This window comes from Coprococcus eutactus (assembly GCF_001404675.1).
GTDB lineage: Bacteria > Bacillota > Clostridia > Lachnospirales > Lachnospiraceae > Coprococcus > Coprococcus aceti.
Genome location: NZ_CYXU01000001.1, coordinates 139,444 through 162,580, shown reverse-complemented (window position 1 = coordinate 162,580; position 23,137 = coordinate 139,444). Strand labels below are relative to the sequence as shown.

At 43.6% G+C, this 23,137-nt stretch carries 24 protein-coding genes and 1 pseudogene; 9 read left to right on the top strand and 16 right to left on the bottom strand.

Annotation, left to right across the window (positions count from 1 at the left end):
- Positions 1-290: 290 nt before the first annotated feature.
- A complete protein-coding gene (locus tag ARA78_RS00750) occupies positions 291-1,448 on the top strand; it encodes a sensor histidine kinase (RefSeq protein WP_055279839.1) in 1,158 nt (385 codons plus the stop codon).
- 53 nt (positions 1,449-1,501) lie between these two features.
- On the top strand, positions 1,502-2,155 hold the full coding sequence (locus tag ARA78_RS00745; protein ID WP_015533205.1) for a response regulator transcription factor: 654 nt from the start codon (positions 1,502-1,504) through the stop codon (positions 2,153-2,155).
- Positions 2,156-2,270: 115 nt separating this feature from the next.
- Here the strand turns inward: ARA78_RS00745 and ARA78_RS00740 are convergent, their stop codons facing one another.
- Positions 2,271-2,885, bottom strand: a complete 615-nt coding sequence (locus tag ARA78_RS00740) for an SH3 domain-containing protein (protein ID WP_015533206.1) — start codon at positions 2,883-2,885, stop codon at positions 2,271-2,273.
- Positions 2,886-3,165: 280 nt separating this feature from the next.
- On the opposite strand from ARA78_RS00740, the gene ARA78_RS00735 reads away from it, so the two are divergent.
- Entirely contained in the window at positions 3,166-3,891 is a 726-nt protein-coding gene (locus ARA78_RS00735; protein ID WP_055279838.1) for a pseudouridine synthase, read from the top strand.
- 51 nt (positions 3,892-3,942) lie between these two features.
- Here ARA78_RS00735 and ARA78_RS00730 read toward each other — a convergent pair whose 3' ends face one another.
- Complete coding sequence (locus ARA78_RS00730; protein ID WP_015533208.1) at positions 3,943-5,055, bottom strand: N-acetylmuramoyl-L-alanine amidase family protein; 1,113 nt, start codon at positions 5,053-5,055, stop codon at positions 3,943-3,945.
- Positions 5,056-5,161: 106 nt separating this feature from the next.
- Positions 5,162-6,433, bottom strand: a complete 1,272-nt coding sequence (locus tag ARA78_RS00725) for a M18 family aminopeptidase (RefSeq protein WP_055279837.1) — start codon at positions 6,431-6,433, stop codon at positions 5,162-5,164.
- A gap of 274 nt (positions 6,434-6,707) precedes the next feature.
- Between ARA78_RS00725 and ARA78_RS00720 the strand changes: the two genes are divergently transcribed.
- A complete protein-coding gene (locus ARA78_RS00720) occupies positions 6,708-7,802 on the top strand; it encodes a prephenate dehydrogenase (RefSeq protein WP_055279836.1) in 1,095 nt (364 codons plus the stop codon).
- Positions 7,803-7,866: 64 nt separating this feature from the next.
- Complete coding sequence (gene aroA, locus ARA78_RS00715; RefSeq protein ID WP_055279835.1) at positions 7,867-9,144, top strand: 3-phosphoshikimate 1-carboxyvinyltransferase; 1,278 nt, start codon at positions 7,867-7,869, stop codon at positions 9,142-9,144.
- Positions 9,145-9,320: 176 nt separating this feature from the next.
- Here the strand turns inward: aroA and ARA78_RS00710 are convergent, their stop codons facing one another.
- The 13 genes and pseudogenes from ARA78_RS00710 to ARA78_RS00655 form a co-directional block, all read right to left on the bottom strand.
- Entirely contained in the window at positions 9,321-10,217 is an 897-nt protein-coding gene (locus tag ARA78_RS00710) for a hypothetical protein (protein WP_055279834.1), read from the bottom strand.
- 2 nt (positions 10,218-10,219) lie between these two features.
- On the bottom strand, positions 10,220-11,641 hold the full coding sequence (locus ARA78_RS00705; RefSeq protein ID WP_055279833.1) for a hypothetical protein: 1,422 nt from the start codon (positions 11,639-11,641) through the stop codon (positions 10,220-10,222).
- A 40-nt stretch (positions 11,642-11,681) separates the two neighbouring features.
- Positions 11,682-12,551 (bottom strand): GHKL domain-containing protein, encoded by an 870-nt coding sequence (locus ARA78_RS00700; protein WP_158564575.1) that lies wholly within the window; start codon positions 12,549-12,551, stop codon positions 11,682-11,684.
- A 425-nt stretch (positions 12,552-12,976) separates the two neighbouring features.
- Entirely contained in the window at positions 12,977-13,702 is a 726-nt protein-coding gene (locus ARA78_RS00695; RefSeq protein ID WP_055279831.1) for a LytR/AlgR family response regulator transcription factor, read from the bottom strand.
- A gap of 375 nt (positions 13,703-14,077) precedes the next feature.
- Positions 14,078-14,275: a hypothetical protein gene (locus tag ARA78_RS00690; RefSeq protein WP_055279830.1), complete on the bottom strand. Its 198-nt coding sequence runs from the start codon at positions 14,273-14,275 to the stop codon at positions 14,078-14,080.
- Between the two features lie 68 nt (positions 14,276-14,343).
- Positions 14,344-14,835 carry an LURP-one-related/scramblase family protein gene (locus ARA78_RS00685; protein ID WP_278319452.1) on the bottom strand — a complete coding sequence of 164 codons (492 nt, stop codon included), beginning with the start codon at positions 14,833-14,835 and terminating at the stop codon, positions 14,344-14,346.
- Between the two features lie 59 nt (positions 14,836-14,894).
- Entirely contained in the window at positions 14,895-15,359 is a 465-nt protein-coding gene (locus ARA78_RS00680) for a DUF2752 domain-containing protein (RefSeq protein ID WP_022215824.1), read from the bottom strand.
- A complete protein-coding gene (locus tag ARA78_RS00675; protein ID WP_055279827.1) occupies positions 15,299-15,844 on the bottom strand; it encodes an alpha/beta hydrolase in 546 nt (181 codons plus the stop codon). Before ARA78_RS00675 ends, ARA78_RS00680 begins: the two co-directional genes overlap by 61 nt.
- Before the next feature lie 100 nt (positions 15,845-15,944).
- The gene (queA, locus tag ARA78_RS00670; protein WP_055273038.1) at positions 15,945-17,009 is read right to left on the bottom strand and encodes a tRNA preQ1(34) S-adenosylmethionine ribosyltransferase-isomerase QueA; all 1,065 of its coding nucleotides are present in this window, start codon (positions 17,007-17,009) and stop codon (positions 15,945-15,947) included.
- Between the two features lie 226 nt (positions 17,010-17,235).
- On the bottom strand, positions 17,236-17,628 hold the full coding sequence (locus ARA78_RS00665) for a hypothetical protein (RefSeq protein ID WP_022215821.1): 393 nt from the start codon (positions 17,626-17,628) through the stop codon (positions 17,236-17,238).
- A gap of 132 nt (positions 17,629-17,760) precedes the next feature.
- Positions 17,761-18,390 (bottom strand): annotated as a pseudogene (locus ARA78_RS00660) (DUF4368 domain-containing protein); the annotation flags it as partial.
- Between the two features lie 242 nt (positions 18,391-18,632).
- Positions 18,633-18,836 carry a hypothetical protein gene (locus ARA78_RS13555; RefSeq protein WP_082419760.1) on the bottom strand — a complete coding sequence of 68 codons (204 nt, stop codon included), beginning with the start codon at positions 18,834-18,836 and terminating at the stop codon, positions 18,633-18,635.
- Positions 18,837-18,993: 157 nt separating this feature from the next.
- Positions 18,994-19,218 carry a helix-turn-helix domain-containing protein gene (locus tag ARA78_RS00655; RefSeq protein ID WP_055273674.1) on the bottom strand — a complete coding sequence of 75 codons (225 nt, stop codon included), beginning with the start codon at positions 19,216-19,218 and terminating at the stop codon, positions 18,994-18,996.
- 303 nt (positions 19,219-19,521) lie between these two features.
- Here ARA78_RS00655 and ARA78_RS00650 point away from each other — a divergent pair, with 303 nt between their 5' ends.
- From ARA78_RS00650 to ARA78_RS00635, 4 genes are all read left to right on the top strand, one after another.
- Positions 19,522-20,562: a DUF6076 domain-containing protein gene (locus tag ARA78_RS00650; protein ID WP_055279826.1), complete on the top strand. Its 1,041-nt coding sequence runs from the start codon at positions 19,522-19,524 to the stop codon at positions 20,560-20,562.
- Between the two features lie 68 nt (positions 20,563-20,630).
- Positions 20,631-21,314, top strand: a complete 684-nt coding sequence (locus ARA78_RS00645; protein ID WP_055279825.1) for a response regulator transcription factor — start codon at positions 20,631-20,633, stop codon at positions 21,312-21,314.
- A complete protein-coding gene (locus ARA78_RS00640) occupies positions 21,311-22,342 on the top strand; it encodes a sensor histidine kinase (RefSeq protein WP_055279824.1) in 1,032 nt (343 codons plus the stop codon). The genes ARA78_RS00645 and ARA78_RS00640 overlap by 4 nt, the downstream gene beginning before the upstream one ends.
- Positions 22,343-22,464: 122 nt before the next feature.
- Entirely contained in the window at positions 22,465-23,130 is a 666-nt protein-coding gene (locus ARA78_RS00635) for an ABC transporter ATP-binding protein (RefSeq protein ID WP_028088038.1), read from the top strand.
- The last annotated feature ends 7 nt before the right edge of the window (positions 23,131-23,137 follow it).

Sequence of the window (23,137 nt, the reverse complement as noted above, 5' to 3'; positions counted from 1 at the left end):
GTTTTGATATCCTGTTTTTTGACCCTCATTACCTTATGAGTGTCGTTCATAACATGATAATCTGCACGCATCAGCATGCTACATTCTTTATTACATGCTCTCATTATATACACCCTTGATCTGTTTTCACAGTGAACAACGTCATCTTCACAATGTGACATTTGTCATATTCCTTTTTCCCTCATATTTATTTATAATAATTATTACACTAGGCTGCACACACTGCCTGGCACGGCTATTCAGACAGCACGATATATACTACAGCATTTTCTACATTATGGAGAATAATTATGAAACATCTCATCAACAAAGGGCTCCTGCTGGTCTCAGCATTTGTCATGATATATGCGCATAATACTGCCACGGACACCCGGATCATCATCGCACTGCTCCTGTCGCTCATTGCCGGTGCGGTCTATCCGGCACTTGCCGGGATCTCCGCAGTGAACAGAGCCACCACGAAGGGCGCCGAGAACCACAGCAGAATATATCCATACATATGCGAGGCACTGCTATGCGCGTATCTTGTATCCGCATTCTGGCTGCACCCAGTCTATATGTTCGTGTCCATAGTCAGCTACGACATGTACAGATACAGACAACGGCTGTCACCAGTCATACTTGTCCTGTTATCCATATACATGTGCGTCAACTATCCTCTGATGTCAATTCTCCCGCAGATATGCCTCATCGCATTCTCATTTGCTATGAGCGTGTACTGCTGCCGGATAAATCTGCTGAGGGCAGAGCTTCTTGCCATGAGGGACAATACTGCAGAACATGACATGCTGGTTGCACAGAACACACGCCAGTTGCTGGAAAATCAGGACAACATGGTGCTCACCGCCACCCTGTCAGAGCGAAACAGGATTGCCCGGGAGATTCATGACAATGTCGGTCATATGCTCACCAGATCCATACTTCAGACCGGTGCCATCAAAGTTATCAACAAAGACGAGCGTCTTGAGAAGCCCCTGGCACAGCTGCAATCTACGCTGGATACCGCAATGGACAGCATGAGAAAAAGTGTCCACGATCTACACGATGAATCCATAGACCTGCGCACTGCCCTAGATGATGTGATCAACAACGTCAGCGACATGGACATCTACATGGATTACGACATGTCAGATAAGCTTCCAAGAGAGATCAAATACTCATTCATCAACATAGTAAAGGAAGCCATTAACAATACGCTGAAGCACAGCAACGGCGACCATATGGATATCCGCGTGCGGGAACACCCGGCATTTTATCAACTGTATATAACAGACAATGGACAGAACATCCGCTCCGGTCCATCCCCGGCACAAGGAAGCGCTTCTGGCGGGATGGGCTTAAATGGTATCCAGGAAAGAGTAAACAAACTTGGAGGCACAATGAAGATATCAACCGACGACGGATTTTCCATATTGATCAATATCATGAAAAGAGATTTTACAGACTGAATTCCAAACAGATATGCAAAATATCCTGATTATAAATAGGAGGAAACCGACAAATGAATGTAGTTATAATAGATGACGACCAACTGGTGGCACTGTCACTTCAGACCATACTCGAAGCCTGCGACGACATACAGGTATCCGCCACAGGAGGCAGTGGAGCTGATGCGATCAGACTGTACGAAGAATATCAACCGGATGTTCTACTCATGGACATCCGCATGGAGAACATAAATGGCCTTGAGGCTTCTGAGACTATCATGGCCTCTCACCCGGATGCCCGCATTCTTCTCCTGACAACATTTTCAGATGACGAATATATAATCAAAGCACTGAGTATCGGGGCAAAGGGATATATACTGAAGCAGAATTTTGAGAGCATCGCACCGGCAGTAAAAGCAGTATACAATGGACAGACTGTATTCGGGGATGAGATAGTTGGAAAACTCCCTGATCTTATTGGACATATGGACACTACCTCATCAGATGTCCAGCCATCGCCATTTGCCGGAATGGAATACGAACTCAGTTCCAAGGAAATGAATATTATCAGACTTGTTGCAGATGGTCTGAATAACAAAGAAATCGCATCAAGCCTGTATCTGAGCGAGGGTACAGTGAGAAACTATATCAGTTCCATCCTTGACAAGCTGCAGCTGAGAGACCGCACACAGCTGGCGTGCTTCTACTACAAAAAGCTAACCAATTGAGCAACAGTCAATACAACACTAAAAAAGCAAGCCGCACGCCATCCTTGAATGACATGCGGCTTGCTTTTTCTGTCTTACTGGGTCGTACCTGGGTGAGGGGTACTCATATACACTACTACTGAAGTGAGGCATCCACACTTACATATTCTGTTGAAATATATCCGATCGAGCCATCGTATAACTGAACTCCTATCCAGCTCTCATCCTGTGATACAACGTCGAACATCTCTCCACTGTTCACTGTAGCTATGATATCTGATTCTGATGACTGCTCTGTATGGACATACACACCATCATATATCACTGATGCTGTTACGCCCGGAAGCACCTCTGAAGGGGTCTCTTCTGTTGTCGCTTCCTCTGTTGTCACTGCCTCGGTAGACGCTGAAGTCACAGACTGTATACTACCTGATGCATTGCTGGCAACTCTGGCCGTATCGTTGGCCGATACTGAACTTCCTGCAGGCACCACTGCGTCGATGGCAAGCTGCACACTGCTGTCTGCCATCATCACTGCCTGACTCTTGTTGATAGTCACACTATCATTCGCATATAATTCATCCGCAAGCGGGTCAGCCTTCTCTCCAAAACTTATGACAGCAAATACACAAAGAGCCATTACAACCACAAGTGCTGTCATCAAAATGTTATGTCTTAAATATTTATAACTGAGAACATTCCTTCTCATGTGATCTACAAATCTTCCAAACTTACTGCGTGATCTAGTCATTAATTTTTCCTCTTTTACCCTTAATCCAAGCTATTTTCTATGTAGTATTTCGTAATCTAAATTTTACAAAGTTACCGCATTTGTTACATTTCTGTTAAATATAATACACTACACATGTGCATGTGTCAACTGATTCTGACAAAAAAATACCAATTTCTAGTGGTTTTACACAACTGTTTGTAACGACATGTTGTGTTTTGTAACATTTAACTTTTCTGCTGAAAAAAGCGCATTTTCGTGGTATCATATGACATCATACAGTCAACTAAAGGAGTACATTATGAGACTTGATAAATTTCTAGTTGAAATGGGGATCGGCAGCCGCAGTCAGGTAAAGCAGTATGTGAAAAAAGGCACTGTCACCGTCAATGGTGCCCCGGTTAAATCCTCAGATATAAAGATAGATGAGAACAACGATACTATAAAATATAATGGCAGGATTCTGAATTATTCTAGATACAGATATTTCCTCCTGAACAAACCTGCGGGGTGTGTAAGCGCCACCAAAGATAACGTGCATCAGACCGTTATCGATCTGCTAAAAGGAGAAAATACAAAAGACCTGTCACCCGTGGGACGGCTGGATATAGACACAGAAGGACTTCTACTTCTGACAAATGACGGAGCACTGACCCACCACCTTCTGTCTCCTGCACACCACATTCCCAAGACATATTACGCAGAGATTGACGGATATGTAACAGATGATACCATAAACCTTTTCGCCACAGGTGTGGATATCGGAGATGAAAAACCTACACTGCCCGCAGATCTGCGCATATTATCTTCCGACAGCACCGCTGCCAGATCGGAGATCGAACTCATAATAACAGAGGGACGTTTTCACCAGGTCAAGCGAATGTTTGAGGCCGTTGGCATGAAAGTTACTTTTCTGCGAAGAATTGCAATGGGTGAGCTGAAGATAGACGAATCGCTTCCAACAGGTGCCTACAGAAGTCTCTCGGAAGAAGAGGTCAGTCTTCTCCGGTTCGATATGCCACAATAAAAATAGAGAACAGGTAATCCTGTTCTCTATTTTTATTTATGTTACTGACTTCTATTCTGTAATATATTTATCAAGGCCATCTGCTATTCCCTTGGCGATCTTGTTCTGATAATCGTCTGTTACAAGAAGTGCCTCCTCAGATGCTGTAGTCATATAGCCAACTTCCACTATGGTTACCGGAACTGTACTCCAGTTTATTCCGCTCATGGTATCCGTCTCCCATATTCCATCGCTCTTAGCTCCTGTGGAAGCCAGAAGTCCTGATAAAACATCCGTGGCAAGACTCTTGCACTGATCATAGATAGCTGAATTATATGGATTAGATGATGTCTGACATACTGTCATCACACCTGTCGCATTACCGTCTGTCGATCCATTTGTATGGATCTTTATAACTGCATCTGCCTTAAGGTTGTTCGCATATTCTGCTCTCGTCGCATTACTTATATCAACATCATTCGATGTTCTGATCATCTTAACTGTATAGCCTCTGGATGTGAGCTCTGCCTCAAGCTTCTGTGCGATCTGAAGATTCAGCTCATATTCCTTTATTCCTGTTGATACACCTGTGTTGCCAACGGTTGCCTTTACTTTTGTCTCTGTAGCAGCAGGGCCTATCGGCTCGGTCTCTTCATTTGCATTCTGCTGATGTCCGGCATCTATAACTATCATCTTGCCCTCACCAACATTGGATGTAGTTCCCTGTTCTGTGGATGCATCCGATGAATTCTCTGTTGTCGCCTCAGTCGATGCATCAGACTTATCTCCTCCGCCTACGACCTCAAGGAGCTCCGAGAATATATAGTATTCCCCACCATCTATAGATACCTTGCTCCACTCATCGTTATAACCGATTCTGTCCAGCTCAACATCATTTGCAACTTCCTGATATATCTCTCCATCAGTTGATGGGCTCGTTCTGACATTCACATAGTCAAGAGTCTTTACTTTGTCATTACATATTGTAAAGCCATCCTTGTCCTTCTCCGGCTGTGCCTCAGTGGTTGCTTCCGTAGTCGCCACCGTCACTGCCTCTGTGGTCGCCTCTGTCTCCGTCGGATTGGCTGTGGTAGCATCGTCACCTTTGCTTCCGCATCCGGCAAATGCCAGCATGGAAGCAAGTCCAAAGCAGAGCACTGCATATTTTAAATGTTTCTTCTTCATGAGTATCCTCCGTAAGTGATTATTGAAGTTAAAAATACATCATCTTATTGTAACACAATCGTAATAACTGCACAAGTAAATTGCTCAAATACCTGATTTCACCATACTACATTTCAAATACTGCACCGCAAATCTTCTCAAGTTGTGCATAATCCTCCGCACTTCCAAGCTCCACCGCTGAATGCATAGCCAGTATCGGTATTCCCATGTCTACAGCTCTGACTGGCAGATAAGATGAAGCTATAGGACCTAAAGTCTGTCCTCCTGCCATACCCGACCTGTTCACCTGACGCTGTATCTTTATATCCTGATTTCTTGAAAGAGCCATGATGACCGCAGATGCCTCACTGTCTGACACGTATCTCTGACTTGCACTTGATTTGAGTGCCACTCCGCGCCCCATGACAATCTGATTTGTCGGATCACTCTTCTCTGAATAATTCGGATGGGTTGCGTGCGCCACATCAAGTGACAGCATGAATGCATCTCTCATAAGGCGTCTTCCTGCTCCAGCCTCAATGTCCAATCCAGCCATGATACGCTTTATTATCTCCGACAGAAGCACCGAATCTGCTCCCTGCTTTGATCTGCTGCCTATCTCCTCATTGTCAAACAAGGCTATAACATTTGTATTATTGCCATTTGTCTCTCTGCACATGGTGTCAACAAGCGCTGACACGGAAGTTACATTGTCAAGTCTCGGAGAAGCTATCATATCCTTATCTGCCCCAACTATCTCCATTCCATCCATGTTATACAGGTATAGATCATAATCAAGAATATCGTTCTTCAAAAGCCCAAGGTCATCTGCCACATACTGTAATATATCTTTGTCCTTCACCTTCTGACCATCCAGACCATATACAGGTATGAGCTCCTTCTGCACATTCATTTTCTCCCCGGGTGCATCCTTTCTCAGATGCGGTGCAAGGCTTGGCACTATGCACATGGCACGCTCTGAATCATACAGATACGTCTTCGGCCTGAACGGATCCGTGGTCTGCGCCATGACCTTGCCCGCGATTCCAAGCGGTCTGTCAAACCATGTCTCCTTGATAAGTCCGCCGTACGGCTCTACATTCAGTGTCTGGTAGCCGCTTCTGTTCATATCCGGCTGAGTCTTGATCTTGAGCATAGGAAAATCTGTATGTGCAAGGCCGATATTCAGCCTGCCATACTCAGGCATCTCCCCTGCGGCAAACGCCACCATCATAGATGCGTATGGCTTCACATAATATCTTCCTCCGGCCGTGAGCTCCCAGCGTTCTCCCATATCAAGCTCCATGTAACTGTGATCCTGCAGCATGGCTTCACATTCCTTCACTACATGAAACTGTGTGACACCGGCGTCAAGTAGTCTGCAAAGTGTATCTATCATAATAAATTATCCTCCTTATAATGGTCGGTCGACAAACGCACACATCAGTATACTTTCTTATGTGCATCGTCTGCGTTCTCCACAAAGATTTTAGTACAAATCTTCAGCTTATACAATTCCCTTACTTCTTATTTTAGCTTAATATCCACATCTGATATTCAAGTTTTTTTATCGCAATGTGAATCTTCTCTTGCCCTGTCATTCAAAAGGCTGTATAATCGCCAATAGATACTTTAACGCTTTTATGCGTCAAACTGTTAAAGGAGAACGTAAAATGAATGATTTTTCAATAGGATTTATCGGTCTGGGACTTATCGGAGGATCTATTGCCAAATCCATCCACCGCATTTTCCCTGATTACAGAATAGTCGGCTTTGACAATAATCTATCTACACTCAAGGAAGCTGTCTCCGATGGGACACTGACTGAATATACAGATGATATCCATACCATAGCAGAATGCAACTATATCTTTCTGTGCGCACCGGTCCACTATAATATAGAATACCTGCGCCAGCTCAAGCCATTTCTTACAGACAGCACCATACTGACTGATGTCGGAAGCGTAAAGCTCGACATATACGAAGCAGTCCAGGAGCTTGGGCTTGCCAGGTATTTTGTCGGCGGACACCCTATGGTCGGCTCTGAGAGATCTGGCTACGAGGCGGCCACCGACAGGCTCATAAAGAATGCCTATTACTTCATCACACCTGCAGACGGAGTTCTGCCGGGCAAGACTGAGGAGTTCTCCACATTTATCGGAGATCTTGGAGCGATACCGATCACATACTCACCTGTTGAGCACGACCGTATAACCTCTTACATAAGTCATGTGCCCCACGTCATAGCCGCCTCACTGGTCAACCTTGTCGCAGCGGCAGACAGCCCGGACAATATTTTCAAATCACTGGCAGCCGGAGGCTTCAAAGATATAACCAGAATCGCATCCTCCAATCCAGTGGTATGGGAGCACATTCTTCTGGCAAATCCTGACAATATCGTACACGGGCTTCAGGAATATGTTGAGCTTATAGACAAAATGATTTATCATATTAAACAGCGCGATGCGGCTGGGATAAATGCTTTTTTTGCATCCGCCAGAGATTACAGGGATTCCATTCCTAACAACAGCAGCGGTGTCATAAGAATGCACCATGAACTGTTTGTAGATATCCCTGACGAGGCTGGTGCGCTGGCAAAGGTGACAGCTTTTATCGCAGAGGCAAAGATAAGCCTCAAGAACATCGGAGTCTCCCACAACCGGGAGGATGAGGAAGGGGTTCTCAGACTCTCATTCTACGATGCTGATGCAAGACGGAATGCGCAGGATGTGCTGAAGGCCGCAGGCTATAGAATTTATAACCGTTAAGAGCCGGAGAATAAAATATTTTAACCAGACATATTACACTAGATTAAAGGAATACTGAGAATTTATGAAGATCAACAGAGTAAAATCACTTAACGGAGAGATAACAATACCGGGGGACAAATCCATCTCCCACCGCTCCATCATGTTCGGCTCAATCGCAGATGGAATAACCGAGGTACACGGATTTTTAAATGGAGCAGACTGTATATCATCCATGAACTGTTTCAGGCAGATGGGTATAGATATTGATTACGACGGCAGTGTCGTTACTGTACACGGCAAAGGACTGCATGGACTGTCAAAGCCTGAAGGCACACTCGATGTCGGCAACAGCGGAACAACCACCAGACTTATATCAGGTATACTTGCCGCTCAGCCATTTGCAAGCAGGCTTATAGGTGATGCTTCTATATGTAAGCGCCCTATGAAGAGAATCATGACGCCTCTCTCCATGATGGGTGCCGACATCACATCCGAACTCGGAAATGACTGTGCACCGCTCCTTATAAACGGAAAGGAACTCCATGGAATACACTACAACTCACCTGTCGCGTCAGCACAGGTAAAGTCATGTGTACTCCTTGCCGGACTCTATGCAGACGGCGAGACAAGCGTCACCGAGCCATATGTGTCAAGAAACCACACTGAACTCATGCTTGGGTCATTTGGCGGCAATATAAAAGCAGAGGGAACTACGGCTACCGTAAAGCCTGTGGATAAGCTTGTTGGACAGAAGATACTTGTACCTGGAGATATATCATCAGCTGCTTACTTCCTTGTTGCAGGACTTATCACTCCGAACTCATGCATCACCATCAAGAATGTTGGAATCAACCCGACCAGAGACGGAATACTTGAAGTAATCAAGGCAATGGGCGGCGATATGGAATACTCCAATGTAGTGAGCGGATGCGGTGAGCCAACCGCTGACATAACAGTCAGGACATCAAGTCTCAAGGGCTGTGTCATTGAGGGTTCCATCATACCAAAGCTCATAGATGAGATCCCTGCCATAGCAGTTCTCGCATGCTTTGCAGACGGTGAGACCATCATCAGGGATGCCCAGGAGCTCAAGGTCAAGGAATCCAACAGAATTGATGTCATGGTAAACGCCCTCTCATCCATGGGTGCAGACATAACTGCAACCGATGACGGAATGATCATACGCGGCGGAAAGCCTCTTCACGGTGCAGTGATCGACAGTCACTTGGACCACAGAATCGCCATGAGCTTTGCCATCGCAGGACTTAACGCTGATGGCGATACAGAGATCACCGGAGCCGAGTGCGTGAACATCTCATATCCGGGATTCTATGATGATCTGGGTGGGCTGGAACGTTAAAGATATATAGATTATTTTTAGCACAAATAAAGGCGACACTACAGTCTGTGATGCTTTGCATCCTACCAGACAGCTGTGTCGCCTTTATTTGTGTTACTTTTTATCCTAATAATTTAATGATATCCTGCTCTGTCCAATATTTATTTTACCACAGTTCATGGACTATTCACAACAGCTTACTCCGTTGCCCTCTCAAACTCATCCGTTCCAGTATCTTCCCAGTTTGTCTTTCCACTACTTATCACTTCTCCACTGGAAAATACATATGCATAGATATCTTCTATTTCGGCGCTGCCATAATCATATGTTCCATCACCGCCTTTTTCAGTACGATACCTTACATACAGACCGCACTTCTCATTTTCTGACTTGCCATCATATACAATGTATTCCACTGTAGTGTCACTTTCAGACAATATACATCTTGATGATGACTCCGAGGCGCCGTAATATACTTCGAATTTTCCAGCTGTGGCATCTGAATATTTCTCAAAGATCGCCTGATACCCGACTGTAATTTCCTTATTTTCTGGCTGATCATTTACATCAGGATCAACAGAGGAATCAGTGGAGCTCTCTGCATTCTCCCTGCTGTCACCCGAAGCTTTTTCCGTTATCGCAGAGTCTTGTTCGCTGTCTTTTTCTATATCCGTATCTTCTCTTCTATATCTGGTCGTGAGACGTCTACTGCTGGTCTGCCCATTAAAACGCATGGTCACAAGCTCGTCTCGCTGTTCAGAGCCGGACACTACCACCTCCACACGATCAATATACCATGTCGTCTCGAGATCGCCGTCGTAAAACCTTGCACCGTCATTTGCCACTTCAAATGACCTATATGCAACCGTCTTCTCTTTGCCCTTCAGAACCAGTCTTCCATGGGCAGCTCCAAATGGAAAATCCGGGTCGCCAACAGAATAGATCACAAGCTCATAATCACCATCTGGAGACGTTGACACACTTATCTGCTCAGCTTCGTAACGCGTCTTATATCTAACATAACCTAATGGTAGCAACACCACCATTGCCAATATGCAGGCTATGATAACAACATACTTTGGTATCTTATTCATGACTATTTCCTGCCTGTCTCCTCATACATTCCTATCTTCTTCATGTTATCCACTATATCTATGTAGTTTCCATCTATCGCATTTATATATACCCTCTGTATCGGCATGTCACATCGGTAATCCTCATTATATTCATTCTGAGAAAATATCCATGTCGGAACAAAATACTTATTTCCCGACTCATCAGCACATGGTACATAGGCAAGTTCCACATCATTAAATTCCACCGTTCCATAATTTGTCGGGTGATCCTTATAATATTTGGCTATACTCTCGCCCGCAGCTTTAATCATCTCATCCCAGCTTAAAAGCTTGACCTCCTCTTTATCAAACGTCTCATCGTCGGCATATACATACACCGTCGATGAGACAACCCCAAACTTATCAACACTTATTACCGCCTTGTCAACTCCACCTTTATAGGTAAGGTTATCGGTATCAATACTATCCACGGTGTCGATATCTGTTGAGTATACCACGTCTATGCCATCTATCTTCCGTCCAAACTGAAATCTGTATCCATCCGGCTTTTTACAGATATCTTCACCATATGAACCTCCAGTCCAGGCTCTTACCGCTTCCTCTGTCTCTGTACATGCAAAACCGCTTATCCCCAGATTGTCTAGTAACTTCATTGCAGAACTGAGTCCCTCATCTTCTGTGATCGGATTCTTCTCGTCCCCATCATATGTGTCTTCACCGACAACATTAATCTCATACGTACTTTCAGTTCCTGGAACCTCTGATACAAGAGCCTTATCCTCACCCTCAGGTGTCATACCATACGTAAAATAGCTGTTGTTGTATCCATCTCCATCTTCAGCATCCGACGCAGCCATAAATATTCTCTGTATCCCATCTTTTTCCGCAACATAATGCTCGTTAAGCTTATATTCTGTAGCTAATGGCAGCTCGTCAGACATATTCTTCCTTTCTTCTTCGTATTTTACCAGTTCCACCTCCAAAAGTTCGGCATAACCAGGATCACCATTCGCCAAGGCTTTCTCTATTTCTGACTTATACATTGCTATCGCGTTGTCCAGTATCTCCTTTGAATCAGCAGCGTCGCCATCCTGCCACCTTATTTCTGATGTCTCGTCAAAAAGTCTGGATATTATAGTTTTAAGTTCATCATCTGAACATGGTGCATTTACCATGTCAAACCCGACTTTATATACTCTATCAGCATCTGGAACCTCTATATCATCATCCTTCAATGTTATCGATGAGAGTTTTGATTCTCCTATGTCAAAAGTAACATCGCAGTTATCGGGTATATCCAGCTGTCCCTCAAGACCTCCTGCATTACCTGTATCATCACTTCCCCCATTCATTCCATAATCAACTTTTTTATTTCCACACGCAGCAAGACTTAATGCCATAACAGAAATAAGTGCTGCACATATTATTTTTTTCTTGTCCATCGTACACCTCCGTTTTATTTTACAGAAATACCTAACATCTTTACCGGGTAACATTTGACAGATATATGACCGTATGGAATCTTTGATCATCCTCTGAATAATATGTATCAACACTTCCACCATACTTTTCCGCTACCCTTTTCATACTCTTTATTCCAAATCCATGGAATTTTTGATCCGGCTTACCGGACTTTCGTGAATCATATCTGTGCGTACAATCATTTGTCATTGCTATGATCGTTCCACCATCGTTCCCCTGTGAATTCATTCTAAGTTCCACACTGGCACTGCCTATTTCACTCATTGCCTCACTGGCATTGTCCAGCATATTACACAGAAGGACAGTTAAGTCATCTACCTGCATGTAATCCATACGTGCCCTTCTCACATCAAAATCATAATGAATCCCCGCATCAATGAACCTGCTGGCATATCTATTAAGAATAACATTTACCATATGATCATCCGAAAACCTTATAGTCTCTTTCAACTCGTTGGATTCATATATCCTTTCAATATATTCGACTGCCTTATCGTAATCATGATGTTCGAGCAGATCATGTATCCCGCTGATATGCTTTTTTATGTCATGTATCATTATTTTCTGCTCTTCGTCCTGACTGATAATTTTTTTATAATACTCAATGTCATATTTTTCTCTCTGGATCTGCAATGTTTTATCCAGATTCTCCTTGTAGACTCTCTGCAAATATCCGTAGATCACAAATGAAATAATAATTATCACCAGACAGATTATTGAACAATACAACATTATGGATTCCTGCATTTTGCTGATGTCAGAAAAGTAACACATGTAATTGAGCAGACACACAACAACTATCACACACACTGGTATGACAAGAATTACCCAGCCCTGTGCTCCCATATGTACATCAACCCTGTGTCTCATCCCGTATCGGCTGATTGCAAACATCACAAGGAAATACACAAACTTGCTTAATATTGCTAGAAATAATACAGTCAAAACACCACCAGATGGATCCCAGGATTTTTGACTAATTCCAGAAAATACCGCCACAACCACCATCTCTGACAATGTCATAATTACTGACATTGCCACACTGTGAAAAACTGAGCTTAAAGTTTTTTGTCCATATACGAATTTTATTATTATCCAGTTGAATACTGGAAATGAAATAAAATTAAATATCAATATATTTAGTTCAAACAAACCAAATAAAACAACATAACACGCCAACACCAAAACAAATCTCTTTATCACCGTATATCTTGGTTTTACAAACATCCACTCGAAGTATTGAAATGCTATCAACGCTTCTATCAGAAAAACGATTCCATAAATCATAGCCATTGTCATGTCCTTGCCCCCTCCAAATACATCATAAATGCATGCTTAAAATTTTGATAATTGCGTTTCGTTATATAGGCTGTTACCCCAGTATCCAGATACACCAATGAATGATCAAACCTTACTACATGTTCCATATTCACAATAAAACTTCTGTGTGTTCTAAAAAACCCCCTTGTATTCAATGTCTTCTCCCAGTAATCCATCTTTCTCACAGAGATGTATTTTCCCTCACTGGTGTTCACAAATAGCGTATGTCCCTGTGCCTCCAGGTAAATAATCTCCGGAGCTCTGAGGATTATATTTTCATTCTTTGTCTCAATCAATATCTTAGTATTTGATGTTGTGTATATCTTAAGTCCATCCTGTATATTTCGGTATATACGAGATTTGTCAAGCGGCTTTGAAATATACCTGAACACCCTCAAGCTCATAGCAGCATCAAGATAGCTGTCGTATGCCGTTATTATATATATCAGACACTCCTCATTCTGCGCCAATAGCCGTCTGCCTATATTTATCCCATTCATTCCCGGAATTACTATATCCAAGAATACAAAATCATATTTCACTTCGCTTTTTATCAGATTCTCGCCATTGTCAAACTCATATATATTAGGTTCTTCCAAATGATTGGAAACAAAATATTCCTTTATCCATTCACTCAGCTGTTCAGTTACAAATATATCATCATCGCATACCGCTATATTAAGCTTACTTCTTTGGTCCATATGCTCACCCCATTATTATTATACACTTTGTTATATTACCTCTTCAATGCTGAATGCACGAAACGACATTATAGTGCCGATTTTGGACAAAAAAAGGCTTTCCGGTTACGAATAAACCGAAAAGCCTTTTTGCAAACATATTCAATTACAGATTCCAAGGATGATCCAGAGCACTGCTATCATACATCCGACTAAACATCAAGAGGATACTTTCTAAACGCTTTCTAAACAATATTATTAATCAAAATGTGACATACTCTTCTGCATCTCCACAATCAAAAGAATACTGTGAAATATCTCCTAATTCTACTGAGGTAACTGGAAATATCGTCACAGTATCCAAAATACATTCAAATTCTTCTGTTGTCAAATAACTCATTTATTTTCAATCCGCTTTCTTGCCTCAAGCATCTTTTTCTTCTTATCAATAGATTCTGGTGAAGGAGTTCTTAATACCTGTTTAACAATATCTAATGCATCCTTACCAGAAAGAGTAGGTGTTGTCTGAATAGACTTAACATAATCGCTCATATCATCATCCTTTTCTTTTTTAATAATGTTACCTCTATGCATATTATCCCGCCCGTGATGTATTTTCATAGATAGTATAGTCAGCAAATTTATATAGAATTCTAAAAAAATTAATTAATATTCTGCGAACAATTGACCGCATCAATAGCTATCACCAGCATAAGTGCCATGATCTCATCACCCGGATCTGAGATATCAAGTGTGTATGTATCTCCCCATGAGAGAAACTGCTTTGCTATATTTGCCACCAGCCTGCTTCCAGCTGTGACACTATAATTCCACGAAAGGAAATCTCCATCACACTGCCATCCACCATACTCAATACTGTACGATGGCTTGAAGAATGTAAATTCCTTCCTGATACTTCCACACGGTCTGCCACCCACACTGATGTCAAATGTAGGCAGGAATGTGAATAATCTCTGACTGATAAGACCTATCTCATTTCCCGCAATGTCATATACGTGAACCTGATGCGTCAGCCGGAACGCCTCCGACTTCACAAAATATTTTTTGTTTCCCCATTCATCATATATATCGTAGGTATCTGTCCAGGCAAATACCCGTTGTTTTATCATAAGTCTCATGAAACCACTCCTTATATCATATGTCGACGTGCATAAGCGCTATGACATGCGCACGCCTACTCAACTTGCGCTCATTATATGACATACCCCGGCACCACCAGCTTCACCACGTAAGACACCACAAATATCCCAAGCCACACATACACATACCACAGCCGGAATCTCACAAGCGGTGCCCTGCCATTCGTGGCAAGCCTGATCGTATTGCCTACCAGATAAATGATACAGATGCACGCCAGATACACAGTCGCCACATGGTAATACAAAGCCGTCAGCAGATGTCCGTGGAGCATGGCGAGTACAGCCCTTGTCGTACCGCATGCAGGACATATCACTCCTGTAAACCGGCGTATCTGGCACCCCTCAAGCCATGAGGTATCCGGCAGGACACGAAGGAGCAGTATATATACCGCCGTGCCAATAAGCAGTGTTATGAGCACTGCTATCTCCGCAATATATAACTGCCCCTCTGTATGTCCTAGAAGTTCAAATAATCTATATATTTTTCCGCTATGTCTTCCTGCGTTCTTATGTTCCATAGAATATCCTTTGTCTCTATTGAATGATTTCCGCCCTCGTATTTATACAGAGGGATGTTCTTAGCCTCACAAAGTCTTGTCAGCTCACCCGTATTCACTAGTGGATCCGCCGTTCCGTGAAAAGCTATGCCATTTGAATTGGCATATTGCATGGTAATCTCAAGTGGTGTGAAATATATATTTCTTACTTTAAGTCCTTTCTCCGCCACATATCTTGCAGATATAGCCGTACCTATACTCTTTGATAGAAATACTATATCCTCAGCATCCGAGAAATCCACATTCTTCAGACAATCTACCGCTTTATTCCAGCCATCATCAAATACCTTCTGTATCTCCTCCGGGAGATGTCCCGAAAGCTTGCCGTATGTCACATCAACAATATCATATCCATGTGCTATCATATATTTTTTACTGTAGTAAAGTAACGGTTTATCAGTGTGATATCCGATTCCCGGGAATACCACGCATATCTTCTTTCCCATATATCTGTCTCCTCTCCGGATATAAGTCCCATCCAGAGTACATAAATTATCAGCACCCCTATTACATCATGCCTTTATTCTAATCGTCCTGATTCTTCTGCTATTTTATCAGCATAGCATCGCCAAATGAGAAGAATCTGTACTTCTCCTCAACCGCCACCTTGTACGCCTCAAGTATATGCTCTCTGTCGTACAGCGCAGAAACAAGCATAAGAAGTGTTGACTCTGGCAGATGGAAATTCGTGATGAGCGCGTCAATAACCTTGAACTTGTATCCCGGATAAATGAAAATATCCGTCCATTTGCTGCCTGCATGAACTGTTCCATCGTCGTCCGACATGGACTCAAGAGTTCTGGTACTTGTCGTTCCTACGGACACAACTCTTCCGCCTGCAGCCTTTGTCTCGTTGATCATATCAGCAGCATCCTGCTCTATGATACAGAACTCAGAATGCATGTGGTGATCTAGTATGTTCTCTTCCTTCACTGGTCTGAACGTTCCAAGTCCGACGTGAAGTGTTACATGTGCGATCTTTATTCCCTTTGCCTTGATCTGCTCAAGAAGCTCTGTTGTAAAGTGAAGTCCTGCTGTCGGCGCTGCTGCTGATCCGTCATGCTCTGCATAAACTGTCTGATATCTGTTCTTGTCCTCAAGCTTATGTGTGATATATGGAGGGAGCGGCATCTGTCCCAGCTCGTCAAGGATCTCCTCGAATATTCCGTCGAACTCAAATCTGATGAGTCTGTTGCCCTCCTCAACTATATCGACGACCTCACCCACAAGTTTGCCCTTTATAAGTCCTGTCTCAGGGTCAGGTTCATTTGACTCCGAGCCAAATACTATACGAGCACCTACCTTGCACTTTTTGCCCGGTTTTACCAGAGTCTCCCATGTACAGTCGTCCTTTCTCTTCAGAAGGAGAACCTCTATGGATGCTCCCGTATCCTCCTTGACGCCCATAAGTCTCGCCGGAAGAACCCTTGTATCGTTGATGACCAGACAGTCTCCCGGATTCAGGTAGTCTATCACATCATAAAAGTGCTTGTGCTCTATCGTATTGTCCTTCCTGTCCAGAACCATGAGACGGGACTCACTTCTCTTAAGAAGTGGATCCTGCGCTATAAGCTCCTGTGGCAGATCATAGTAAAAATCTGTTAATTTCATCATATCGTAATTCCTCGCATCTTCTAATCTATCATGTTCTGAGAAACACAAAACGTGTTTTCAAATTTATACAGCCGCTTTGCTTCTTGTGTGATCATATTCTCTGATACCTTGTCCGCACAAAAATAACTGTCTGGCATCAGATACAATATATCCGTTGCCAAACAGTTACATATTATACTACTATCACAAATATTTCAAGGACAGCAAACAACGCTTTCCATCTCTATTTTTTTCTGTAAAATAAAATTACCAGCCCCACTCCATTCAATACAATGCCTACAACCAGCGCTCCAATTCCAATCCCTCTCCACATACATGCGTTCATCAGATATATTCCACCTATCATAAACATCACGCCTATCATGATAGGTATAAATCCTGCCACCCTGAGCTTCGGCGTGTTCTCATCAGTCTTTCTCGTTGCAAGAAAACACGCAAGGGCAATCCCCATGAATACCCACGGAAGCGCCGCCGCAAGAAAATCCAACACCGCATTTCCCGTCATGATACTTGCAAATGTGACAACGACAGCCACTATGATAGCCACTATGCCCACAGCGATAAGCCTGCTGTTGGACCTTACGATATTTGTGTCCTTCTCTATCTTTTTCATCATATCCTGATCTCCTTTCAACAGTTCATCCAGACTGATATGATAGAGATCACTCATTTTGATCACGCTGGCAATATCTGGTATGGTCTTTCCCGTTTCCCTTAATTAAAGATATTATTGGGTAAAAAAGAAAGGTCAGTCAATTTTGCCGATGAAGCGGTAGTAGATTTCTACTTCCTGCTCACGGTTTCCGTCCTCGCCCTTGACAGCTTCGTGGACGGTTATTTTTTCAATTAGAGTGTTCAGAAGTTCTGCGGTCAGCTCCACAGGGTTGACATACTGTTTCATTAGGGCAATCCACTTTTCAGCATCCGCTGCGGTCTGTACGGCGGCTTCCATCGTTTCGTGAAGCTGTCTTATTTTTGTTTCAAGCTCCTTTTGCTCGTTCTGGTACTTCTCGGACAGCATATTGAAGTTATACTCGGTTATGCGTCCGGCAGACCAGTCCTCATACATTTTAGCAAACAGCCCGTCAACCTCGGCTTTACGCTTCTCTGCCTTTTTCAGCTCCGCAGCCTGCTTTTTCTTCGCAGAGTTTCTTTCCCTGTCGCTGGCATTGAGCAGGCGTTTCAGCAGCTTGTCCTCGTCTTTCTGTGCCAGCATAGACCAGTATTGCAGTCTTGCAAGCACATAGGCATACAGTACATCATAGCGGATATAGTGCATGGAACACTGGCGTAATCCCTGTCCGTTCTTGCTGCAATGGTAGTACCCGTATGGGTTCTTATTCTGCTTGTTTTCCCCATAGGCTAAAGACCATCCGCAGACAGTCTGTGTGTCAGTGCTTCTATAAAACCCGATGAAAAGGGAAAACCGCAGAGCGGATTTCTCTTTGCGGCGGGTACACAGGGGATAGCCGCTTTAGCGGCGCAAGGGGGTGTAGCCACCTTGTCGGAGCGAAGCGAACGCAGACCTCGGACTGCTGATTTTATCAGCGGCAGAGGTAAGCTCCGCAGGACGCACGATACATGGTCTTTAGACTATGTATAGAAGTGCGCCCTTAGTTCCTAAGGGATTTTGCCGTTTCCGGCAGTCTTGTCCTTTTTCTTGGAACGCTTGGAAAGATACTTCAGGCAGTCAACCACAACCGCCCGGAAGCTCTGTTTACATTCGTGCTGGCATTTCCGGCACAGTTCGTTGTAAGTGATACGGCTGCGGTCATTTAAGAAGAAAGACCATTCCAACCGCCGCTTGTTGCTCATTCTTGCCATAACCGGCTCCTTTCTCCGTTTCTATCTGATGTACGCAGATAGGCTGTTTTGGTGTAGCGTTTCGGTATCATTTTTAAGGTTTTTTCCCTCTGTATGCCCCTTTGGAAAGTGCGGCAGTATTGCAGTCAGGGGATAATACCTCACGCTTATTTGTCGCTTATTTGTCGCTTCTCAGTACGGTTTCGGAGCCTTTTGCCATCCATTCAAAGAAAGCAATTTTGCTGACCTTGATAAGCCTGCCCCTGCGGAACGCCGGAAAGCTGGGTGTGTGTACCAGCTCATAGGCGCTCGCTCTTGAAATTCCCATAATCCGCTGAATGTCCGCCACATCCAGAACCAGCGGTAAATCCTCGTAGCTGTTCAATCTCTTTTTATCGTTCATTCTGTTCCTCCCATAAATCAAATAGGTTAAAATGCTTCCTGTTGCCGTTCTCCCCCCAAAGCCGTTTTCCTGCCCCATTCCTGCGGTGTTTCCCTGCATTAGTGCGCTGGATGCGTCACTTCTCCTGCCGGTCATATCCCTTTTGGACGGTCATTCACTTGTCAAGGTACTGTGTGGTACGAAATTACCAACTGTAATCATCATAGCGGACTATTCTTGACAAAACAATGCTTCTGCGATACCATGAGTGTAATTAATATAACTAAATTATATAATTACCATAAACAAAGGCAGGGGATAGGGATGGAGAATCAGTTTATACGGCATGAGCCATGTTTTGAGAGAATTTTGTTTGTCCTGACGCTGGACAGGAAGAAAATGAAAGAACGGATTTTGATTGGGGAAGAACAGCAGATCCGCTTCCGGCTGAACGGGAGCCAAAACGCAGAGGTGCTTTGTGATATGACACGCCCGCTGGGAACTTTTTTGATAAACTTTGAGCGTGACACGGACAGAGACTGGAACTTATGCGGGCTTTCTCCGTTGCGGCAAGCCCTCCACTCCAACCGATGGAAACAGCCGGAGCTGGAGCAGGCGGCAAGCGAATTTCTCTGGGGAAAATATCTTAGCAATGACCCTCTGGAAATGTATGTGGCGTTCCGTATCTGGAACAGCTATCTGCTTGCCAGAGAACCCCGTGACCGTAACGCTGCCTGTGACCGCTTCATGGATAAAATGAGCAGCCTGACCGGGGTATTCCATAACGAAGCCATGAGCTTTGACAGGGAGACAGGAAAACCGAAACATTTTCAAGCTGGCAGCCTTTATTTCAAAGGCGCACCGTCAGAAGATACCCGGCTTGACCTCTGGTTCCCGGACAACCGGCGCACAGAAGAATGTGTGTCTGCCTATGCGTCCCTCTACCCGTTGATTACCTATTATCTGAACAGGCTGAATGACTGGGGGCTTTGCTTCCGGCGGTGCAAGGTCTGTGGAAAATATTTTCTGGCAAAGAGCCAGCGGTATGAGCTGTGCAGCGATAAGTGCCGAAAAGCACAGGCGCTTCAAAACAAGCGGGAATTTGACGAGAGGGCAAGAGAAAATGCCTATGACCTGCTTTATAAAAATGAATGCCAAAACTGGCGCAACAAAATAAACCGGGTAAAAAATACCGCAGGCTTTCCGGCTGACCGTCTGGAAAAAATACAGGCTGCCTTTTCTGACTTTAAGAAAGAAGCCTTACAGAGAAAAAAGGCTGTAAAAACAGGAACAGCCAGCCCGAAAGAATTTACGGACTGGCTGTATCAGCAGAGTAATGTAATTGTGAAGCTGACTGAATACTAAATTTTTTCTCGTTGTGAGGTTTCTGTGACATTTTGCTGATACTATAAAAAGAAAAAGGATGTGATACTATGCGAATACTGGTTGTTGAAGATGACCAGCTTTTGAATAAGACATTAAGCTATAATCTGTCGGCTGTCGGATATTCCGTGGATGGGGCTATGTCAAAGGCTGTTGCCATAAGATTTCTTGAAAAACAGGATTATGATTTAATCGTTTTGGATGTCAATCTGCCGGATGGGAACGGATTTGATATATGCCGCGAGGTAAAAGAACGCCGTCCCGATATCGCCGTGATTTTTCTAACCGCAAATGATATGGAAAGCGATATGCTGAAAGGATTTGAATTGGGTGCAGATGATTATGTAACAAAGCCCTTTCCTATCAGCGTGTTCCAAAAGAAAGTATCTGCTTTACTGAACCGCATTTCAGTACAATCCGGCGGCGATTTCTACGATGACGGGAATTTGTATATCCATTTTTCCGAATTATCAGCGTGTCTCGCAGGACAGCCGATTACCCTTACATCGTTGGAATATCGTTTATTAAAAGTGCTAACAAGAAACTCACAAACTGTCCTAACACGTCAGGTATTGCTTGAAAAGCTGTGGGATGTAGATGAAAATTATGTGGATGAACACGCACTTACCACAACGATCAGCCGCATCCGCAGTAAAATTGAAACGAACCAGCATTCCTACATCAAAACCGTTTATGGTATGGGCTATATGTGGATTGGAGGAGCGCAAAAATGATTTCCAAAAAACTCTCCTTAAATAAAGTCTGCATAATACTGGCAACTACCATTTTACTTTTATCCGTGGTCATGTTTTCAGTTCTATATATCCTGACAAAAGAAATGTCTGTGGTATTTTGCAGCATGGCGTTTTGTCTGCTTTTTCTACTTTGTGTTACTGCTTTTGTGATACTGATACGGCGAAAGCTGACTTTGTTTTCTGAAATACTTTGCTGCACCTTAGACGAAATGATGAATGGAAAAATAGATATATCACAGGTTGCCGAAGAAGAAAACCTATTTTATAAAATCAATCATCGGCTGGTGCGCCTTTATGAGGTTATGCAGGAAAGCAAAAACAGCGTTGCCAGTGAACGAGCTGACTTACAGGAATTGATTTCCGATATTTCTCATCAGGTAAAGACACCAATATCAAACTTAAAAATGATAAATGCCACCTTATTAGAACAAGAAGTGCCACAGGATAAACAGCGGGAATTTCTACTTGCCAGTGGCACACAGCTTGATAAACTGGATTTCTTAATGCAGGCTATGATAAAAACTTCCCGACTTGAAACTGGCGTTATCTCACTTGAAAAGAAACAGCAGCCCATCTATGATACTCTTGCTATGGCGCTGGGCAGTATTTTTATGAACGCTGAAAGAAAGCACATACAAGTTGAAGTAAACTGCCCGGAAACATTGGTTGTTTCCCATGACCGCAAATGGACAGCAGAAGCCTTATTTAACATATTGGATAATGCAGTTAAGTACACGCCGGAGTACGGTTCTATCCGTGTTTGCGTTGAAAGCTGGGAAATGCACCTGAAAGTCAGCATTACCGATACCGGCAAAGGTATTCCCGAAAACCAGCAGGGAGCAATTTTTAGGCGCTTTTATCGGGAAGAAGATGTCCACGATATAGAGGGAATCGGCATTGGGCTGTATCTCGCAAGGGAAATTATTAGCTTGCAGAACGGTTATATACAAGTCACTTCCCAAGTAGGAACAGGCTCAACATTCTCCGTTTTTCTTCCACATGAATAACCTGTTTTTTGAAATATCACAGGATTGTGACATTTCAGGGCGATTTATTATGTCGGCTGTGACATTTCTGTGAGGTTTGGTCGTTATAATGGATTTATCAAAAAGAAAGGATGGTGTTCTTTATGAGCATTTTGCAAACGACTGAACTAAAAAAATATTATGGCGCAAAACCGAACATTACCAGAGCCTTGGATGGTGTGACCCTCTCCATTGAAAAGGGCGAATTTGTTGCCATCGTAGGAACCTCCGGCAGCGGTAAATCTACACTGCTGAATATGATTGGTGGATTGGATGTGCCGACCTCTGGCAAGGTTATTGTGGATGGACGTGAACTCTCAACATTGAAAGATGAGCAGCTTACCATCTTCCGTAGGAGAAAGATTGGCTTCATCTTCCAGAACTACAATCTGGTTCCGGTGCTGAATGTCTATGAAAATATCGTGCTGCCTGTGGAGCTGGACGGAAACAAGGTGGACAAGACGTTTATGAACGAAGTTGTTCAGATGCTGGGGCTGGAGGATAAGCTGAACAATATGCCCAATAACCTCTCCGGCGGTCAGCAGCAGCGCGTAGCCATTGCCCGCGCCTTGGTGTCAAAGCCCTCTATTGTTTTGGCTGATGAACCCACCGGCAACCTGGACAGCAAGACCAGCGCCGATGTGCTGGGGCTTTTGAAAACCACAAGTCAGAAATTCCACCAAACCATCGTGATGATTACTCATAATAATGAGATTGCCCAGCTTGCCGACCGTATCATTCGGATTGAGGATGGCAAGATCGTGCAGTAAAGGGGGC

Coding starts and splice junctions, on each gene's coding strand:
- ARA78_RS00750 (WP_055279839.1), top strand. CDS start 291: ATGAAACATCTCATCAACAAAGGGCTCCTGCTGGTCTCAGCATTTGTC.
- ARA78_RS00745 (WP_015533205.1), top strand. CDS start 1,502: ATGAATGTAGTTATAATAGATGACGACCAACTGGTGGCACTGTCACTT.
- ARA78_RS00740 (WP_015533206.1), bottom strand. CDS start 2,885: ATGACTAGATCACGCAGTAAGTTTGGAAGATTTGTAGATCACATGAGA.
- ARA78_RS00735 (WP_055279838.1), top strand. CDS start 3,166: ATGAGACTTGATAAATTTCTAGTTGAAATGGGGATCGGCAGCCGCAGT.
- ARA78_RS00730 (WP_015533208.1), bottom strand. CDS start 5,055: ATGAAGAAGAAACATTTAAAATATGCAGTGCTCTGCTTTGGACTTGCT.
- ARA78_RS00725 (WP_055279837.1), bottom strand. CDS start 6,433: ATGATAGATACACTTTGCAGACTACTTGACGCCGGTGTCACACAGTTT.
- ARA78_RS00720 (WP_055279836.1), top strand. CDS start 6,708: ATGAATGATTTTTCAATAGGATTTATCGGTCTGGGACTTATCGGAGGA.
- aroA (WP_055279835.1), top strand. CDS start 7,867: ATGAAGATCAACAGAGTAAAATCACTTAACGGAGAGATAACAATACCG.
- ARA78_RS00710 (WP_055279834.1), bottom strand. CDS start 10,217: ATGAATAAGATACCAAAGTATGTTGTTATCATAGCCTGCATATTGGCA.
- ARA78_RS00705 (WP_055279833.1), bottom strand. CDS start 11,641: ATGGACAAGAAAAAAATAATATGTGCAGCACTTATTTCTGTTATGGCA.
- ARA78_RS00700 (WP_158564575.1), bottom strand. CDS start 12,551: ATGAGACACAGGGTTGATGTACATATGGGAGCACAGGGCTGGGTAATT.
- ARA78_RS00695 (WP_055279831.1), bottom strand. CDS start 13,702: ATGGACCAAAGAAGTAAGCTTAATATAGCGGTATGCGATGATGATATA.
- ARA78_RS00690 (WP_055279830.1), bottom strand. CDS start 14,275: ATGCATAGAGGTAACATTATTAAAAAAGAAAAGGATGATGATATGAGC.
- ARA78_RS00680 (WP_022215824.1), bottom strand. CDS start 15,359: ATGGAACATAAGAACGCAGGAAGACATAGCGGAAAAATATATAGATTA.
- ARA78_RS00675 (WP_055279827.1), bottom strand. CDS start 15,844: ATGGGAAAGAAGATATGCGTGGTATTCCCGGGAATCGGATATCACACT.
- queA (WP_055273038.1), bottom strand. CDS start 17,009: ATGAAATTAACAGATTTTTACTATGATCTGCCACAGGAGCTTATAGCG.
- ARA78_RS00665 (WP_022215821.1), bottom strand. CDS start 17,628: ATGATGAAAAAGATAGAGAAGGACACAAATATCGTAAGGTCCAACAGC.
- ARA78_RS13555 (WP_082419760.1), bottom strand. CDS start 18,836: ATGGCAAGAATGAGCAACAAGCGGCGGTTGGAATGGTCTTTCTTCTTA.
- ARA78_RS00655 (WP_055273674.1), bottom strand. CDS start 19,218: ATGAACGATAAAAAGAGATTGAACAGCTACGAGGATTTACCGCTGGTT.
- ARA78_RS00650 (WP_055279826.1), top strand. CDS start 19,522: ATGGAGAATCAGTTTATACGGCATGAGCCATGTTTTGAGAGAATTTTG.
- ARA78_RS00645 (WP_055279825.1), top strand. CDS start 20,631: ATGCGAATACTGGTTGTTGAAGATGACCAGCTTTTGAATAAGACATTA.
- ARA78_RS00640 (WP_055279824.1), top strand. CDS start 21,311: ATGATTTCCAAAAAACTCTCCTTAAATAAAGTCTGCATAATACTGGCA.
- ARA78_RS00635 (WP_028088038.1), top strand. CDS start 22,465: ATGAGCATTTTGCAAACGACTGAACTAAAAAAATATTATGGCGCAAAA.